Below are 18,191 nucleotides of genomic sequence, written 5' to 3' on the forward strand. Positions count from 1 at the left end.
CTACTCTGTTTTTTTATGAATAATTGCATCTTTTTCGCTCGTGAAGTACTGCGCGAGTTGCATTTTCACGTCTTCTAGTTTTGTGGAAACTTGTGGTATTTTATATCCTACATACAATGGTGAAACGACGAACCTAGGAACAACTTTACAAATGATTTTTCCGTTTAAGTAATAGAAGAATAAGTTATAACTACTACATCCTTTATGGAAATCTGTCAGTATGTAACGTACAGTTTGCTGAATATAATTTGCCAGTTCATCTATGTATCCAATATCTGCAATAATGATATTAAATTCAGTAAAACCGATAATAGGACGATCTGAAATATTGAGTTCAATGCGTTCGTTTTTTTGTACAATGACTCCTCGGAAGTTGTCCTGTTCTACGTTACCGAGATAGTCTACATATTTCATTCCGATAATCTGCATGTGTGCATGATGCAAACTCCCGCCTGAGAATGGACCGTGATTTTTGTATAAAATCACAGATGTGAATTCTTCATTCTTCTGTAAGTCTAACCAATGTTTAATGGAGAAACGAATTAGCGATCTCATATGTTCTTCTGTATATGTCGCAATATGGTCTTTACAATTATCGGTTTCGATTAGCACCGTTTGAAATGTATCTTTTAATGTAGGGAATTTGTTTTTTAGCCAAATAATTGAGCCCTCAGTTGCTAAAATATCCGTTAAATTTTCTCTGTCACAAAAAGGACATGCAGCGCTTCTATTCCGAATGCTTTCTGGTTTTTGTTTGCCAATATCGTTTAAAAAGTATAGTTGTTGTGTATCCATTTGTATATATGCCCCTTTAAAATATGTGTAAAAATCCCGCTTAATACATTCGGGAAAAGGAGAAGGAAATCCTTTAAAAGGAATAGGAAAAATAAAAGACAAGATATCCTCATTACAATAGGGTACCTTGTCTTTTATTTTTTCTTTAATAATGTGTATGGATAATATAGAGCGTTTTTATTGTGCTTCTTTTTTCTATTTTTTATTGTGTATAAGGCGATTGCTGTACTTGCGATTACAATAATGGCTTTCTTCATATTCATTTACCCCTTTTTATTGTTGGTTTAATTCTTGGCTAACTGCTTTTGCATCAACTAGAGCGTGTAAAATCATTTTAACCATGTTCATCATATTCCTTCACTCCTTTTATAGTTCATTTAGTTCTTTTACAACTGCTTGTCCGTTCACTAATACCTCAAAGATTGCTTTTACGATTTCTTTCATCATGATCGTTTCCTCCTTTTGTTTGGCTCTCTTGTTTACATCTTTATTGTATAGGGAGGCATCTTTTCGTACTATCGCTTTCCATTACGTGAACATAACAGTTTTGTAAGATTTGATGTCACTTATTGAAATGTTTAGTCTATCTTCATTATTTTCAGAAAAATGACTATTCAAACGTGAAATGGGAAAGTATAATAAAGAAGTAAGTATTAAATTCCGTACGAAAGAGGTGAATGAGATGAAACGTTCTTTAGCTGCACGTGCCAAATTTTTAGATTATATCTATTTTTGTCGTGCGATTTTTCATGATGTAGTTGTTAACGGGATACGTCTGTCCTTTTTTAACAATTGCATAGTAGCTATTGAACGATAGAAATCTCTTCACCCATTTTTAATAAACGTGTGAAAAGGGAGCTATTTGGCTTCCTTTTTCTATGCCGAAAACCATGGGGAATGTTTCTTTCCTATGGTTTTTTATATTGAAAGGAGTACGGAAAATGACAATTTGTAGTGTAAATAATGTAACGAAATCTTTTGGTGGAAACATCATATTTGAAAATATATCGCTTGAAATAAAGAATGGTGAACGTGTTGGATTAGTTGGTCGTAACGGTAGTGGGAAGACAACAATCTTTCAGCTTCTAACTGGAATGGAAAGTTTGGATGCAGGGGCCATTCATATGAAGAAAGGTACACGTATTGGTCATGTGGCACAAATTCCGAAATTTGATGAGGGTATGACTGTATATGATGTATTGAGTTCCGCTTTTAAAGCAGAAAAGGAATTAGAAAGAGAAATGCGTACTTTAGAAAAAAATATGGCGGAAGAACTGGAACCGTCTGCTTTACAAAGATTAATGGAGAGGTACGGAGTAATCCAAGAAAAGTTTGCGTTTCTTGGTGGTTAGGAAATAGAAGCGAATATGATGAAGGTAGCAAATGGTCTACAGGTGACAGAACTATTTCCTCGGTCATTTCTGGAGTTAAGTGGTGGGGAACAAACAAAGGTAAGCCTTGCATACATGCTATTGCAGAAACCAGATTTACTTCTATTAGATGAACCAACTAATCATTTAGATTTATTCGCCGTAGAATGGCTAGAGCAATTTTTAAAAGAATACAATGGAACGATTATGGTCATTTCACATGATCGCTATTTCCTTGATGAAGTTGTAACGAAGATTTTTGATTTAGAAGATGGAGAGATTCACGTGTATCATACAAACTATTCTCGGTTTGTTGAAGAAAAGGAAGAAAGATTGCTCCACGAGTTTCAGGCTTATCAGGAACAGCAAAAGAAAATAAAGAAAATGAAAGAAGCAATTAAGCGGCTGCGTGAATGGGCAAATCAGGCGAATCCTCCGAATGAAGGATTGCATAAGAGAGCGAGAAGTATGGAACGTGCACTGGAACGTATAGAGAAACTAAAAAAACCTATTTTAGAACGAAAACAAATGGGACTCCAGTTTGAAGGGCAAGAGAGAAGTGGGAAAGATGTTGTTGTAATGAAAGAAGTGAGTAAAGGATTTGCTGATCACCCTTTATTTAACGAAGCGAATTTACATGTTCGTTTTCAAGAGCGTGCGGCGATCGTTGGTCGTAATGGTACAGGAAAGACAACGCTACTAAAGTTATTATTAGAAGAAATAAAACCAGACGCTGGAGAAATTCGGATTGGTAGTAGTGTGAAAATCGGTTATTTATCACAGCATGCGTACGGAAATATGAAGAGTAATGTACTAGAGGCTTTCAGGGAATGTGTAGCTGTAACAGAGGGAGAAGCGAGACATATATTAGCTAAGTTTTTATTTTATGGTCCAGCGGTGTTTAAGAAAGTAACGCAACTGAGCGGTGGAGAAAAAATGAGGTTAAGACTTGCGCAACTTATGTATCAAGATATCAATTTTTTAATTTTAGATGAGCCGACAAACCATCTCGATATTGAATCAAGGGAAGTTTTAGAAGAGGCTCTTGAACAATATAATGGAACGATTTTAGCTGTTTCACATGATCGTTATTTTTTAAATAAGTTATTTGAAAAGACGTATTGGATTGATGATCGTAAATTATTTGAGTTTGTAGGGAACTATGCATGGGCGCGTCAAAAGTGGGAAGAAAAGCTTGAGAAACAAGTAATAAAGCAACAACGCCAAGGAAGAAAAAGTATTGAAATAGCCCCTGTAAAAAAGAAAGAAGCTAGGAATGTAGAGGAGATTGAAACAGAGTTGATGCATGTAGAAGAAGAAATATATACGCTTGAGTGTAAGATGGAACATGCAGTTGAAGTTGAAATGCTTGAACAATTGTATGAAGAAAAAACGAAGAAAGAGTTGTTACGAGCGGAGTTATATAATGAGTTAGAGAATATTGCGGAGTAAAAAGTAGAAAGCGAATTCTTTCAGCTTTGCTGAAGGGATTCGCTTTTTTTTATACGGATATTTTACTTTAAGAAAAAATAAAAATTGTGTTTCACGTGAAACAGTAAATTTGATAAATCTTTGTTCCGTAATTTGCATAGATTGTAAAACATAAATGATATTAGGGATTTTTTTGGAGCGGTTACTTATTTCCCGAGACATAAGTATGTGTAACGGCGAATCAGGATTGAAAATAAAAAAGCAGAGTTACAGCTTTACACGCTGAACTCTGCTTTCTTTTTGCGTGGCATCTTCTTTTGTTGAAATGATAATAGCGATCCCGAGCATAATAAAAAAAGCTAAAAAGAGGACGAACTTTGGGAAGAATGGGAATAGTAATAGCGCCCCGACTATCATAATTGTTAATAATACGTAGTGCAGGACGTATTGGAATAGGTTGTCCATGTTTTCGCCCCCTTTTTGGTAATTGGTTATTAGTATTCTATGTTTCATACCAAACGAATAGAAGTGAATTTTTAATTTTTTAATACGAAATAAAAGAGAACGATTGACATGTTTAAAGGAAAGGAATAATCTTGAAATTAATTCATACTATTTTTATAGGAAAAATAAAGATAGTTACAGAAAGGAGGCCTATGTTCCTACATCGCTAAAAATTAGGAAGGTAAAGGTGAGAGGGCAATGAAAAATGCTTTTAAAGGAGCACTTGCTACATTTCTTAGTGTGTCAGTATTACTAGCCGGATGTGGTCAAGAGGAAGCAAGTACAAATGAAGCCGGGAACGTACCAAAAATAAAAGATGAATTTATTAAGGCGAGCGACAAAGCAAAAAGTCCTATAAAAGTAAATGAAAGAAAAGATACTTTTGTAGTTGGAATGCCGAGTCCTGGAGGGATATTCCTTCCGCACTTTATGGAGAATGGATGGGATGGTAATATAACGCAAGCTATATTTGCGCCTCTTGTTGGACTGGATAAGGAAGGGAAACCCATTCCCATTTTGGCGAAGAAGTGGGATATTTCGGAGGATCAGCTTACATATACGTTCCATTTGAAAGATGATTTAAAGTTTAGTGATGGTTCACTGTTAAATGCGGAGGATGTAGCATTTACATTAACGTTATTACATGATCCAACTTATAGTGGTGCGACTGATATAAGCCAAACAGCAATAAAAGGTGGGCAAGCATATAAAGAAGGAAAAGCGAATTCTATTGAGGGGATTCAAGTCATTGATCCGAAAACAATTACAATTACGACTGAAAAGGTAAATGCTCAAACACTATCATTAATTGGTGGAGAAGTTATATCTAAATCTTATTACGGGAAAGAGTATAAACAAGGACACTTGGAGTATTTAAAAGAGTTGTATGGGAAGCCGGTGGGAGCAGGAGCTTATAAGTTAGATAAATATATTCCTGGTCAAGAAGTTCGATTTGTAGCAAATGAAAATTATTTTGAAGGAAAACCGAAGATTGAGCACTTTATTTATAAAATTACAAAAGGTGATACGAAGCTACAACAATTTCAAGCAGGAGAAGTAGATTATGATGGTTTTACGACAAACGTGGAGACCATTGAGCAATTAAAAGATTTAGGTTTTGCTAATATTAATGTGTATACAGGAAGCTCTTATGGCTACATTAAAATGAATTATAAGAAGCCATACTTTAAAGATAAACGTGTCCGCCAAGCATTTATTTACGGATTAGAGCGTCAAAAGGTTATTGATACGTATTTCCAAGGATATGCGTCACTCGTTAATGTACCGATTACGCCAGTTTCATGGGCGTATACAGAAGAGGGCATTAATAAATATGAGTATAATTTAGAGAAGGCGAAGAAATTACTGGATGAGGCTGGATGGAAAGCGGGTTCAGATGGAATTCGTGAAAAAGATGGACAAAAATTGAAAGTAAGTTATTTTGCCTCATCAGCAAGTAAAATAAATGATGTAATGATTCCTGTGATGAAAGAAGATTATAAAAAGCTTGGTGTGGAGTTTAACCCAGAATATATGGACTTTAATACGATGATTTCAAAAGTGATAAAAGGTGATTATGATTTAGCGATGGTATCTACGCCAATGATTGATGATCCGAGCGGAACGATTGAAGAGTTTGTCTCAACAAGTAAACGAAATTATGATGGATATTATAATCCGAAAGTAGATGAATTAGCTAAGCAAGCATTAGAAACGTTGGATATTGAAAAGCGAAAAGGAATTTATAAAAAGTTATATCAAGAGTTAAGCGAAGACCCGCCTGTAATCTTCTTGAATAATAGCAAAGTGGTGTCTGCACATCATGCACGAATTCAAGGATTACAGGAAGATAACTATAACGGTATTTTATTAAGTTTACCTAAATTAAAGATAGAATAAAAATTTTCAAAATATTTATTTAGAAAGAATTGACAAAATATAACGGACGATATAAGCTAATAACCATAAAGTCTACCGGAAAGGTCGGAATAGGATTGTTACCCCTCAAAAACATCTATTTTTTTACGATTAAAACCGACTTTTCCGATTGGCTATAAAATGTTGCTGTGGGAGGCATACATAAGGCAAGCAGTTCATAAGGTTTAATTATTAAAAAAAGTTAGGGTGGGGACAATGAAGAAAAAGACAAAAAAATGGGCTGGTGTATTTTCAGTATTACTGAGTAGTTCGCTTGTGTTATCTGCTTGTGGGGGACAGGAAGATACGGCTTCTACAGAACCAGTAAAAAAGCAGGATTTAAAAGACGCTAAGATTGAATCAATTCCAGCTACAGATAAAAAGAAAAGTCCAGAGAAAGCAAATCAGCGAAAAGATACTTTTATTACGGCCATTTCTAAGCCAGGAGGAGTTTTCCTTCCGTATTTCCAAGATAATGGTTGGGATGGAAATGTAACGTCTGTTATTTTTGCGTCATTAGTATCAACAGACAAACAAAGTAAACCTGTTCCGGATCTTGCAGAAAAATGGGATATTTCTGCTGACCAGTTAACATATACATTTCACTTACGTAAAAATTTAAAATTTAGTGATGGGTCGCCTTTAACGGCGGATGACGTAGCATTTACACTAACACTACTTCATGATAAAGCGTATGAAGGTGGATTGGATATTGCTCAGTATGCTGTTAAAGGTGGGAAAGAATATAAAGAAGGAAAAGCAACTTCTATTGAAGGAATTCAAGTTGTTGATCCACAGACAATTAAAATTACAACTGAAAAAGTTAATTCACAGGCGCTAACGAATTTAGGTGGCCCAGTGCTATCAAAAGCTTATTATGGAAAAGATTATAAACAAAATACAAGTTTAGACTATTTAAAAGCATTATATGGGCAACCAATTGCAGCGGGTCCATATAAATTTGAAAAATATGTTCCAGGTCAAGAAGTACGCTTTGTTGCTAACGAAAATTATTATGCAGGTAAACCAAAAATCAAAAACTTTATTTACAAAATCACATCAGGTGATACTGGATTCCAATTATTCCAAACAGGTGAACTGGACTATAGTGGATTTAGAGCAAATCCTGAGAATATAGACCAATTAAAAGGATTAGAGTTTGCAAATATTAATCTTGAATCATCAAGTGATATTGCTTATATCTATGTAAATAATAAGAAATCGTATTTGAAGGATAAGAAGGTACGTCAAGCACTTACTTATGGATTAGACCGTAAGAAGTATGTGGACACAGCTTTACAAGGATATGGATCTGTTGCTAACGTACCAATTGCGCCAGTTTCATGGGCATATACAGAAGAAGGTATTAATAAATATCCACACGACGTAGAAAAGGCTAAAAAATTATTGGATGAGGCTGGTTGGAAAGTAGGTTCTGACGGGGTTCGTGAAAAAGATGGTCAAAAATTAAAATTAACATATTACGCATCAAATACAGGTAAAACAAATGATATCTTTATTCCAATTGCAAAAGAAAGTTACAAAGAAATTGGTGTTGAACTAAATCCAGAGTTGATGGACTTTAATACGATGCTTTCAAAGGTAGGAAAAGGTGACTACGATTTAGCGGCAGTTTCAACACCAGGAATTAGTGATCCAAGTGAAGTTGTAAGTGAGTACTTATCAACTAATCCAAAAAGTGATACGGGTTATAATAATCCGAAAGTAGATGATTTGATTGTAAAAGGTATAGGAACGACAGATATTGAAAAACGTAAAGCGATTTATAAAGAGCTGTATAAAGAGTTAAGTGATGATCCACCAGTTATTCTATTAAACTATCGCAAACTACTTTATGCTCATAATGCACGTATAAAAGGAATTGATCCGGAAAAGTACGATAGCATTAGTTCCAACTTACCAGTGTTATCTATTGAACAATAAGGGTTGACCTAAATAATAGAAGGCGTTTTTTCATACAGCGATGGAATAGTAGCTGTTTTGAAAAAATGTTCTTCTATTTTTAAGTAAATAGGATTGGGGAGACAAAAGGTGAAAACATATATCATTCGTAGGTTCCTTCAAATGATCCCTACATTGTTTGGTACATCTATTATTATTTTTTTCTTATTTGCACTTTTGCCGGGGGATTATATTGATTCAAATCCAAAGTTAACACCAGAGAGAGCTCAAGAGTTAAGGGAATTGTATGGCTTAAACAAACCAATTATTGAAAGATATTTTCACTGGTTAGTGAATGCTTTACATGGTGATTTTGGATTTTCTTTACAGTATCAAGAACCTGTAACTTCATTACTTAATAAGTTTATTTGGAATACATTTATCGTTGCTGTTGCAGCTTTATTTTTCACTTGGATTATTGCTCTTATTATTGGGGTTATTTCTGCAACAAAGCAGCACTCTTGGTTTGATAGATTGGTAACAATCGGTGTCTTTGCAGCAATGTCATTTCCATCATTCTTTATCGGATTATTTTTAATTAAATTGTTAGCAGTTGATTTAAAGTTATTACCTATTGGCGGCATGATTGATATTGGGAGTAACTCAACAGGGATAGCATACATATTAGAAGTATTACGTCATATGATTCTACCTGTGTTTATTTTAACGCTTCTTGGTGTAGGGTCGTTAACACGATATTTTAGAACCAGCATGTTGGATGTTGTTAGACAAGATTATATTCGTACTGCTCGTGCAAAAGGTTTAAAAGAAAGAACTGTTATTTATAAACATGCATTGAAAAATGCAATTTTACCAGCAATTACATTACTTGCTTTTGAATTACCAGGTTTATTTTCAGGAGCTATTATTATTGAACAGATTTTTAACTGGCCAGGGATTGGGAGTATTCAATTAGAAGCATTAAACTTCCGTGATTATACGGTATTAATGGCCTTTACGATGTTTCTTTCTTGTTTAACCATTATGGCTAATTTCTTAGCTGATATTGTATATGCGTTTGTTGATCCAAGAATTCGATTGAAGTAAGGGGGGAAAGATATGGAGACTATTACACCAATAATAGAGAAAAAGAAAGAGAGAAAAAAGAGAAATGAATCATCACCATGGCGCCAAGCGTATAAAAAAATTAAGAAAAATAAGATGGCATTGTATGGTTTATACGTTTTAATATTCATGTTTTTATTTAGTTTTATCGGTCCAATCTTTTCACCGTATGCTGATGGGAAAGTACAAGTAACACAAATTAATAAACCCCCTAGCCTGTCACATTGGCTCGGAACAGACCAGTTGGGGCGGGATATTTTAACTAGACTTATGCAAGCAGGACGTATTTCATTAACAATTGGTTTAGCGTCGATGCTACTATCCGTTATACTAGGTGCTCTATTAGGAGCAATTGCTGGTTTTTATCGAGGAGTTGTAGATCATTTAATTATGCGTGTTGCAGATGTGTTAATGTCCATTCCAGGATTACCGCTACTTATTATAATGGGAGCAATTTTATCAGAATGGAAATTACCATCGGAGTACCGTTTATATGTTGTAATGATTATTTTAAGTTTAGTAGGATGGCCAGGACTTGCCCGTCTTGTGAGGGGACAAATTTTAACACTGCGGGAGCAATCCTTTATGCAAGCAGCGGATGTATTAGGATTAAAGGATTCTCGGAAAATTATTCATCACTTAATACCTAACGTCTTTCCATTGCTTATTGTTGTAGCTACTTTGGGTGTGGCAGGATCTATTTTAAGTGAATCCGCACTAAGCTACTTAGGTCTTGGCGTCGTCCCACCTACACCATCATGGGGGAATATGATTAGTGCAGCTAACTCGTTAATTGATTTCCAAAAGCGGCCGTGGTTATGGATTCCGCCTGGTTTTGCAATTTTTATAACAGTTGTATCCATTAATTTACTTGGTGATGCACTTCGTGATGCGTTAGATCCAAAGATGAGACGGTAGGTGAGAAGGTATGAGTAAAGCGGTAGTAGAGCTGAAAGACTTACAAACACACTTTCAGACAGAAGAAGGGACAGTAAAAGCTGTGAATCACGTTAGTTTTACAGTTCGAGAAGGTGAAACTGTTTGTGTTGTAGGTGAATCAGGTTGCGGGAAAAGTGTAACAGCTTTATCTATTATGGGACTTATTGCTGAATCAGGCAGTGTAGTAGGTGGGGATATTTTATATGAAGGAAAAAGTCTTTTAGGAATGAAAGAGAAAGAGCTTCGTAGTTTACGAGGAAATGATATTGCGATGATTTTTCAAGAACCGATGACATCGCTAAATCCTGTTTTCACTGTAGGGGAACAAATTGTAGAGACGTTAAGAGAGCATGAACTGCTTAGCAAAAATGAAGCATATAAAAAGGCAATTGAGTTAATTCGTAAGGTCGGCATAGCTCGTGCGGATGAAATCGTCCATTCTTATCCGCACGAACTGAGTGGTGGCATGTTACAACGTATTATGATTGCTGTTGCACTTAGTTGTAATCCTAAGTTATTAATTGCTGATGAACCGACAACGGCTCTTGATGTTACGATTCAAGCTCAAATATTGGACTTATTAAGACAAGTAAAAGAGGAATTTAAAACATCAATTTTATTAATTACACATGATTTAGGCGTTGTAGCAGAAATGGCTGATTACGTTGTCGTTATGTATGGTGGGAAAGTAATTGAAGAAGCACCAGTACTAGAGATATTCCAAAATCCGAAACACCCGTATACGAAAGGCTTGTTGAAATCAAAACCAGTGATGGGAAAACGAATAGATAAACTATATTCTATTCCAGGGCAAGTTCCTAATTTAGTTGGTTTGGATGAATTTTGCTACTTTAGCGGTCGTTGTGAGCATTGTATGGAAATATGTAAAGAAGAAGCGCCAAATCTGAATGTACATGATGAAAATCATAAAGTAGCTTGCTGGTTATATGAGGAGCGTGCGGAACAATGAGTGAACCATTATTAGAAGTGAAAAACTTAAAAACATATTTTCCGATTAAAGGCGGCATATTTAGTAGAACGGTTGGACATGTAAAAGCAGTTGATGGAGTAAGTTTTACTATTAATAAAGGGGAAGTGTTCGGTCTCGTTGGTGAATCAGGAAGCGGAAAAACGACGATAGGAAAAACAATTTTACGTCTCGTTCAAAAAACGGAGGGAGAAGTGAAGTTTAAAGGACACGATGTTCATTCTCTATCAAAAGAGGAATTGAGAAAACATCGTCCTAATATGCAGCTTGTGTTTCAAGATCCATTTAGCTCATTAAATCCGAGAATGAGAATTGGAGAAGCACTTGGCGAGCCGATGTTGGCTCACGGACTAGCGACGAAAGAAAATGTTCGTGAAAAAGTGACAGAAGTATTAGAGTTATGTGGTTTAGCCCCATATCATATTGACCGGTACCCTCATGAGTTTTCTGGTGGACAACGTCAGCGTATCGTTATCGCAAGAGCAATGGTATTAAATCCAGAATTTATTGTAGCTGACGAACCTGTGGCAGCACTAGATGTATCTATTCAAGCACAGATCATTAATTTATTTAGTGAGTTACAGGAGAAAAAGGGACTATCTTATTTGTTCATTTCACATGATTTAAGCGTAGTAGAGCATTTATGTACGAAAATTGGAATTATGTATTTAGGAACGATTGTGGAAACAGCGCCGCGTGATGAGTTATTTACGAACCCACTGCATCCGTATACAAAAGCATTGTTATCAGCTGTGCCAATACCAGATCCAACAGTGAAGCGAGAGCGGATTATACTAGAGGGTGATATTCCAAGTCCAGCAAATCCACCTTCGGGTTGTCGCTTTCATACACGTTGCCCGTTTGCAACAGATATTTGTAAACAAACGGTACCAGAATTCCGTAATGTTGGTGAAGAGCATTTTGTTGCTTGTCATCATGTATAAAAGAAAAGGACCCTTTCAAATTGAAAGAGTCCTTTTTTTATTTACTAGATGAAGTTTGTTTCAATACAAATTTCTCGATTGCGTGAGCAACCCCATGCTCATTATTTGTTAATGTTACGACATCACATAGTTTTTTTACATCTTCTTCAGCATTTCCCATTGCAACTGATAAGCCAGCTACTTGTAACATTGGCACATCATTAAAGTTGTCCCCGATTGCAATAGTATCTTCAATTGGTATATTGAAATACGCTGCCATTTCTTGTAGGCCGTTCCCTTTATGACCGTGCTTATCCATAATTTCTACATTAGTAGGAGCTGATGCGGTAACTGAAATATCAGTGTCTTCTTGTAACATGCTTAATAGCTGTGCACGATGCGCTGCATTAAATGTCAAAATGAAGAATTTAGATATTTCTAATTCTGGATTATTTACGACATCTTCGATTTTTTGGAAATCAGTAATTAAGTTTGATTTCTTTTGTTTTTCTGTAATTCTTTCAAGTTCTTCAAGTGTAACATCTAGTGCATGCTTGTTTTCTTCGAACGCTTGCATGACTTGATCTTGCCATGTATATGGAGAATAAACTCCTTTATTCGTATATAGCTTATAAGGAAAACCTTCAGATTCTAGTAATTTTGCAAGCTTGTATACTTTATCATTTTGTAAACAACGCGAGTTAATTACTTTTCCATCCACATAAACAATTGCCCCATTGCTCGCTCCAATTGGAAGAGATAGTTTATATTCTTCCAATAATTTTAAAGCATCCTCTTTTGCACGACCAGAACAAATCATGACTATATGACCAGCCTCTTTTGCAGTTTGGATAGCTTGTAAGTTCTCTTTGGAGATTTCAAGATTAGATGATAGTAGCGTACCATCCATATCTAATGCGATTAATTTCAAAATGACCACCTCTTTGCTTTTATTATACATAGTTATATAGAGGAAACATATAAACTTATCTTGGAAAGATTGTATTTTATCTCGCGTGAAACGTCAGTAAAAATTTGATAGGCGCCATCTTATTACTTTGAATATGCACTTTAATTTGTAACAAAAATAGAGGTAGGTATGAGGGTGTTTCGTTATATGACTGTAATATTACAATAATATTACAAACGTCAACTTAGGAGAAAGTGCATTAAAACAGGTTTTTTAAGGGTGTTTACAAAAAAACGTAAAAAAAGTGTAATAAAATTTACGTAATTATATTGCAACGTAACAATAGTTATGTTACATTAATGTTACAAACGTTACGTTAATAACTTTAATGTAACGCTAACATAAAAACTATGAAATAAACATTTCTTAGAAATTACATAATAGATAACTTATTAAAAAGGAGGATACATAAAATGAAAGAGCAAGTATTACAAGTAACAAAAGGTGATTTCGTAGGATCAGCAAGTGGAGCAGTAGTATTAACAGCATTAATCGTATTTCTATCAAGCGTATTAGTATAATAGAAGCTTTGTAACAAAAAACAAATGAAGGGAGAATGAAAGATATGAAAGAGCAAGTATTACAAGTAACAAAAGGTGATTTCGTAGGATCAGCAAGTGGAGCGGTAGTATTAACGGCATTAATCGTATTTCTATCAAGCGTATTAGTATAATAGAAGTTTTGTAATAAAAGAAAAAAGAGAGGAGAATGCAAAATGAAAGAGCAAGTATTACAAGTAACAAAAACAGATTTATTAGGATCATTAGGTGGAGCGGTAGTATTAACATCATTTATTTTATTCCTTGCAAATGTATTAGTATGAGACATATAAATACAATCATTCAAAAAAAATAAAGACTCTAGCATATTAGGGTGTGTCTAAAAACTATTTCTATGATAGGATTACCTCAAATCATTTAGAGAGGGGTATTTTCTATGACGCCACGCCGCTACGAACTTACAAATGAACAATGGGAACAAATCAAAGACTTTTTCCCACCGTATTTTACTGGTCGTCCGCCTAAAAGGAGTAATCGTGAAATGTTCAATGCTATTTTATGGATAGCTAGGAGCGGCGCTCCCTGGCGTGATTTGCCGGACCATTACGGATTATGGAAAACCGTGTATGCTCGCTTCTGCAAATGGCGTGATGAAGGTGTCTTACTGACTATTTTTCAAGAATTAAATGCTGAACCGGATCTTGAAAACCTCAGCATAGATTCAACCAGTATCAAAGCGCATCAACATAGTGCTGGTGCAAAAAAAAGGCTGTAAATCATGAGTGTCATCAGCATATTGGCATGAGTCGCGGTGGAAAAACTACCAAAATCCATGCAATTGTTGATGGTTTAGGCAACCCCATTTTATTTCATTTGACTGGCGGAAATATTTTTGATAGCACTCCTGTTTGCGAGCTTTTGGATGAAATACCGATTAAGGGCAGCAATATTCTTGGTGACAAGGCCTATGGTTCTCATACGATTCGTAACTATATTACCGATCATGAAGCAACCTATACCATTCCACCCAGGTCAAATGCGAAAGCTCCTTGGAATGTGGATTGGTATTTATATAAAGAACGCCATTTAGTGGAGTGTTTTTTCAATAAAATCAAGCATTTCCGTAGAATCGCAACACGTTATGATAAGCTGGCATCTTCTTTTTTAGCCTTTGTGTATATCGCTGCCATTTTTCGATTAACACAATGAACAACAGTTTTTAGACACACCCTAGTAAGTAGTTAATATGTTGGGGTCTTTTTTGTTTTCCTCTCATATATATCTTCAAGTATTAATATTCCCTCCGTCACGTAAAGAGAAAAAAGTCGAATTTTATATGTAAGAAAAAAAGAGGAATTTGACAGAAAAGATAGAAAATTTTAAAGGTCAGAATTTGTTAGCTTGCTAACTAATTTCTATTAATTGATGTTGGAAGCGTTTTTGGTTGGTTTTAAGTATGGACCATTTATTCTATTTACAGGGGGATGAGGATTTTATGAAACAAAAATCTATGGATACGCTAGCTGCACAAATGGAGGACTTTTTTCCGGTACGTGATGTAGATCATTTGGAATTTTACGTAGGAAATGCAAAGCAATCAAGTTATTACCTTGCGAGAGCATTCGGGTTCAAAATTGTGGCTTACTCTGGATTAGAAACTGGTAACCGTGAAAAGGTATCTTATGTTCTTGTGCAAAAAAATATGCGTTTTGTTGTGTCTGGAGCTTTAAGTAGCGATAATCGTATCGCAGAATTTGTAAAGACACATGGTGATGGTGTAAAAGATGTTGCTTTACTTGTTGACGATGTTGACAAAGCGTACTCGGAAGCTGTGAAACGTGGTGCCGTCGCGATTGCTCCACCTGTGGAATTAACAGACGAGAACGGTACACTGAAAAAAGCGGTTATTGGTACGTATGGTGATACAATTCATACGCTTGTAGAGCGTAAAAATTATAAAGGAACATTTATGCCAGGATTCCAAAAGGTCGAGTTTAATATTCCATTTGAAGAGTCAGGTTTAATTGCTGTGGATCATGTAGTTGGTAATGTTGAAAAGATGGAAGAGTGGGTTAGTTATTACGAGAACGTTATGGGCTTTAAACAAATGATCCATTTTGATGATGACGATATTAGTACAGAGTATTCAGCATTAATGTCGAAAGTTATGACAAATGGAAGTCGCATTAAGTTCCCTATTAACGAGCCAGCAGATGGAAAGAGAAAATCGCAAATTCAAGAATATCTAGAATTCTACAATGGAGCAGGTGTACAACATCTTGCTTTATTAACAAGCGATATCGTTAAAACAGTGGAAGCGCTTCGTGAAAATGGCGTGGAGTTTTTAGATACACCTGATACTTATTATGATGAGTTAAGTGCACGAGTTGGAAAAATTGATGAGGAAATTGATAGATTAAAAGAATTAAAGATTTTAGTAGATCGCGATGAGGAAGGATACTTACTACAAATCTTTACGAAACCAATTGTAGATCGTCCAACTTTATTTATTGAAATTATTCAACGTAAAGGTTCTCGCGGATTCGGAGAAGGGAACTTTAAAGCATTATTTGAATCAATTGAAAGAGAACAGGAACGTCGCGGAAACTTATAAGATTTGTATCCACCAGCAAAAGTCTCTTTGCTGGTGGAAATTTCATTTTTATAGGGAGGAATCATGATGAAATTTGTTACATTTCGTCTTCCTTCGAAAGAAATGCGAGCTGGATGGCTTGAAGGTGACAAAGTAATTGATATGAATCTTGCTAGCGATGGAAAATTACCTTCTTCTATGTTCGCCTTTTTAGAGAAAGCGGATGAGTATGTAGAAGTATTGCGTAATATGGAGAATCCGGAAAAGGGTATATATTCCTTAGAGGAAGTGCAATTAGCGGCGGCAATTCCTAATCCGAGTAGTATTCGGGATTTTTACGCGTTTGAACAGCATGTAAAAACGGCCCGCGGCCGGAGAGGGCTAGAGGTTGTACCTGAATGGTACGATATCCCGGTTTTTTATTTTACGAATCATCGTGCTGTAATTGGTCCGAATGATTTTGTAATTGGTCCGAAGAAATCTAAAAAGCTTGATTATGAGTTAGAGATCGCTTGCGTAATTGGGAAAGAAGGAAGAAATATTTCTCGTGAGCAAGCAGAGGAATACATTTTTGGTTATTGTATTATGAACGACTGGAGTGCAAGGGACTTACAAGCAACAGAAATGAAGGTAGGACTTGGTCCAGCAAAAGGAAAAGATTTTGCAACTTCATTAGGAGCGCACCTTGTTACGAAAGAGGAATTGGATGTTTATCGTAACGGTGACCGTTATGAGTTAGAGATGACTGCTCATGTAAATGGAAAGCTATTATCAAAGGGGAACTTCCAAGATATTTACTATACATTTGCTGAAATGATTGAACGTGCTTCGGAAGACGTTACGTTATATCCAGGCGATGTGATTGGTTCTGGGACAGTAGGAACAGGTTGTGTTTTAGAACTGGGTACGGAAGAGTGGCTGCAAGATGGGGATGTTGTAGAACTTACGATTACTGGTTTAGGTACGTTACGTAATACGGTCAAAAAAGAAATGGAAGCAGGTGATGGGCATGTTTTATCGTCACATGGGGGAGCTACCTCATAAACGACATGTACAATTCCGTAAAAAAGATGGGTCGCTTTATCGCGAACAGGTAATGGGAACAAAAGGTTTTTCTGGTACGCAATCTATTTTGTACCATCATTATATGCCAACGGAAGTAGGTCATGCGGCATTATCTCATTCTTGTCAGTTGCAGTATGAAGAAGATGTAGCTCTTGCTCATCGTCATTTTCGCACGAAAGAAAATAAAAAAACTGGCGATGCAGTAAGTGGAAGGAATTTTATGCTTGGGAATGAGGATTTATTAATTGGAGTAGTGGCACCGACAGAAAAAATGGACTATTTCTATCGTAATGGTGATGGTGATGAAATGTTATTTGTTCATTACGGAACAGGGAAAATTGAAACGATGTTTGGAACGATTCACTATCGAAAAGGTGATTATGTAACAATCCCAATTGGAACGATTTATCGTGTTATTCCAGATGAAGGAGAGACTAAGTTTCTTGTTGTAGAGGCAAATAGTCAAATCACAACGCCGCGTCGCTATCGGAATGAATATGGACAATTGTTAGAGCATAGTCCGTTTTGTGAGAGAGATATTCGTGGTCCTGAAAAATTAGAGACGTATGATGAAAAAGGTGAGTTTGTCGTAATGACAAAGTCGCGAGGGTATATGCATAAACATATTTTAGGGCACCATCCGTTAGATGTTGTTGGTTGGGATGGCTATTTATATCCGTGGGTCTTTAATGTAGAGGACTTTGAACCAATCACAGGTCGTATTCATCAGCCACCTCCAGTACATCAAACGTTCGAAGGTCACAATTTCGTTATTTGTTCTTTCGTACCACGTTTATACGACTATCATCCAGAATCTATTCCGGCACCATATTATCATAGTAACGTGAATAGTGATGAAGTACTGTACTATGTAGAAGGAAACTTCATGAGCCGGAAAGGTGTGGAAGAAGGTTCTATTACACTTCATCCGAGCGGAATTCCTCATGGGCCGCATCCTGGGAAAACAGAGGGAAGTATAGGGAAGAAAGAAACACTTGAACTAGCTGTTATGATAGACACGTTCCGTCCGCTTCGTATTGTAAAGCAAGCACATGAAACAGAAGATGAAAAATATATGTATAGCTGGATTGAAGAAGGTTCACATACTGTTAAATAGGTAAAAAGAGGCATGCTCAATAAGGGAGTATGCCTCTTTTATGGAATCGACA

At 35.9% G+C, this 18,191-nt stretch carries 18 protein-coding genes and 1 pseudogene; 15 read left to right on the forward strand and 4 right to left on the reverse strand.

The annotated features are described in order from the left end of the window. Nucleotides 1–795, reverse strand: a complete 795-nt coding sequence (locus QCI41_RS19165) for a DUF4931 domain-containing protein (RefSeq protein WP_483299046.1) — start codon at nucleotides 793–795, stop codon at nucleotides 1–3. Between the two features lie 134 nt (nucleotides 796–929). Continuing rightward, nucleotides 930–1,058 (reverse strand): hypothetical protein, encoded by a 129-nt coding sequence (locus QCI41_RS19170; protein ID WP_002096919.1) that lies wholly within the window; start codon nucleotides 1,056–1,058, stop codon nucleotides 930–932. Between the two features lie 419 nt (nucleotides 1,059–1,477). Between QCI41_RS19170 and QCI41_RS19175 the strand changes: the two genes are divergently transcribed. Together QCI41_RS19175 and abc-f are read left to right on the forward strand one after the other, a co-directional pair. Continuing rightward, nucleotides 1,478–1,612 carry an RAxF-45 family protein gene (locus QCI41_RS19175; protein ID WP_046956655.1) on the forward strand — a complete coding sequence of 45 codons (135 nt, stop codon included), beginning with the start codon at nucleotides 1,478–1,480 and terminating at the stop codon, nucleotides 1,610–1,612. Between the two features lie 124 nt (nucleotides 1,613–1,736). Beyond that, a pseudogene (abc-f, locus tag QCI41_RS19180) lies at nucleotides 1,737–3,617 on the forward strand (ribosomal protection-like ABC-F family protein). Nucleotides 3,618–3,863: 246 nt separating this feature from the next. On the opposite strand, the gene QCI41_RS19185 reads toward abc-f, so the two are convergent. After that, a complete protein-coding gene (locus QCI41_RS19185; protein ID WP_000369248.1) occupies nucleotides 3,864–4,061 on the reverse strand; it encodes a hypothetical protein in 198 nt (65 codons plus the stop codon). A 237-nt stretch (nucleotides 4,062–4,298) separates the two neighbouring features. Between QCI41_RS19185 and QCI41_RS19190 the strand changes: the two genes are divergently transcribed. The 6 genes from QCI41_RS19190 (at nucleotide 4,299) to QCI41_RS19215 (ending at nucleotide 11,915) form a co-directional block, all read left to right on the forward strand. After that, the gene (locus tag QCI41_RS19190; protein WP_353836911.1) at nucleotides 4,299–5,999 is read left to right on the forward strand and encodes an ABC transporter substrate-binding protein; all 1,701 of its coding nucleotides are present in this window, start codon (nucleotides 4,299–4,301) and stop codon (nucleotides 5,997–5,999) included. Between the two features lie 234 nt (nucleotides 6,000–6,233). Beyond that, complete coding sequence (locus QCI41_RS19195; protein WP_283883822.1) at nucleotides 6,234–7,961, forward strand: ABC transporter substrate-binding protein; 1,728 nt, start codon at nucleotides 6,234–6,236, stop codon at nucleotides 7,959–7,961. A gap of 108 nt (nucleotides 7,962–8,069) precedes the next feature. Beyond that, complete coding sequence (locus QCI41_RS19200; protein ID WP_141499230.1) at nucleotides 8,070–9,026, forward strand: ABC transporter permease; 957 nt, start codon at nucleotides 8,070–8,072, stop codon at nucleotides 9,024–9,026. A 12-nt stretch (nucleotides 9,027–9,038) separates the two neighbouring features. Beyond that, nucleotides 9,039–9,962, forward strand: coding sequence for an oligopeptide ABC transporter permease (opp4C, locus tag QCI41_RS19205; RefSeq protein ID WP_283883826.1), 924 nt, complete (start codon nucleotides 9,039–9,041; stop codon nucleotides 9,960–9,962). Between the two features lie 10 nt (nucleotides 9,963–9,972). Then, nucleotides 9,973–10,953 (forward strand): ABC transporter ATP-binding protein, encoded by a 981-nt coding sequence (locus QCI41_RS19210; protein ID WP_000030796.1) that lies wholly within the window; start codon nucleotides 9,973–9,975, stop codon nucleotides 10,951–10,953. Next, the gene (locus tag QCI41_RS19215) at nucleotides 10,950–11,915 is read left to right on the forward strand and encodes an ABC transporter ATP-binding protein (protein ID WP_001294507.1); all 966 of its coding nucleotides are present in this window, start codon (nucleotides 10,950–10,952) and stop codon (nucleotides 11,913–11,915) included. The genes QCI41_RS19210 and QCI41_RS19215 overlap by 4 nt, the downstream gene beginning before the upstream one ends. A gap of 37 nt (nucleotides 11,916–11,952) precedes the next feature. On the opposite strand, the gene QCI41_RS19220 is transcribed toward QCI41_RS19215, so the two are convergent. Beyond that, a complete protein-coding gene (locus QCI41_RS19220) occupies nucleotides 11,953–12,825 on the reverse strand; it encodes a Cof-type HAD-IIB family hydrolase (protein WP_353836910.1) in 873 nt (290 codons plus the stop codon). 452 nt (nucleotides 12,826–13,277) lie between these two features. Here QCI41_RS19220 and QCI41_RS19225 point away from each other — a divergent pair, with 452 nt between their 5' ends. From QCI41_RS19225 to QCI41_RS19255, 7 genes are all read left to right on the forward strand, one after another. Then, nucleotides 13,278–13,385, forward strand: coding sequence for a DUF3948 family protein (locus tag QCI41_RS19225; protein ID WP_000664237.1), 108 nt, complete (start codon nucleotides 13,278–13,280; stop codon nucleotides 13,383–13,385). A gap of 35 nt (nucleotides 13,386–13,420) precedes the next feature. After that, nucleotides 13,421–13,537 (forward strand): DUF3948 family protein, encoded by a 117-nt coding sequence (locus tag QCI41_RS19230; RefSeq protein ID WP_000654250.1) that lies wholly within the window; start codon nucleotides 13,421–13,423, stop codon nucleotides 13,535–13,537. Between the two features lie 42 nt (nucleotides 13,538–13,579). Beyond that, nucleotides 13,580–13,687 carry a DUF3948 family protein gene (locus QCI41_RS19235; protein WP_098363789.1) on the forward strand — a complete coding sequence of 36 codons (108 nt, stop codon included), beginning with the start codon at nucleotides 13,580–13,582 and terminating at the stop codon, nucleotides 13,685–13,687. A 113-nt stretch (nucleotides 13,688–13,800) separates the two neighbouring features. After that, a protein-coding gene (locus tag QCI41_RS19240; RefSeq protein ID WP_483299041.1) for an IS5 family transposase occupies nucleotides 13,801–14,573 on the forward strand; the annotation gives its coding sequence in 2 pieces (ribosomal slippage) (nucleotides 13,801–14,131 and nucleotides 14,131–14,573; 774 coding nt in all). 286 nt (nucleotides 14,574–14,859) lie between these two features. Beyond that, nucleotides 14,860–15,978, forward strand: a complete 1,119-nt coding sequence (hppD, locus tag QCI41_RS19245; RefSeq protein WP_353836909.1) for a 4-hydroxyphenylpyruvate dioxygenase — start codon at nucleotides 14,860–14,862, stop codon at nucleotides 15,976–15,978. A gap of 66 nt (nucleotides 15,979–16,044) precedes the next feature. Continuing rightward, the gene (locus tag QCI41_RS19250) at nucleotides 16,045–17,001 is read left to right on the forward strand and encodes a fumarylacetoacetate hydrolase family protein (RefSeq protein WP_353836908.1); all 957 of its coding nucleotides are present in this window, start codon (nucleotides 16,045–16,047) and stop codon (nucleotides 16,999–17,001) included. Further along, the gene (locus tag QCI41_RS19255) at nucleotides 16,967–18,139 is read left to right on the forward strand and encodes a homogentisate 1,2-dioxygenase (protein WP_046956657.1); all 1,173 of its coding nucleotides are present in this window, start codon (nucleotides 16,967–16,969) and stop codon (nucleotides 18,137–18,139) included. The genes QCI41_RS19250 and QCI41_RS19255 overlap by 35 nt, the downstream gene beginning before the upstream one ends. Nucleotides 18,140–18,191 lie beyond the last annotated feature (52 nt).

The organism is Bacillus cereus group sp. MG4, from assembly GCF_040460055.1.
In the GTDB taxonomy this organism is placed as follows: domain Bacteria; phylum Bacillota; class Bacilli; order Bacillales; family Bacillaceae_G; genus Bacillus_A; species Bacillus_A wiedmannii.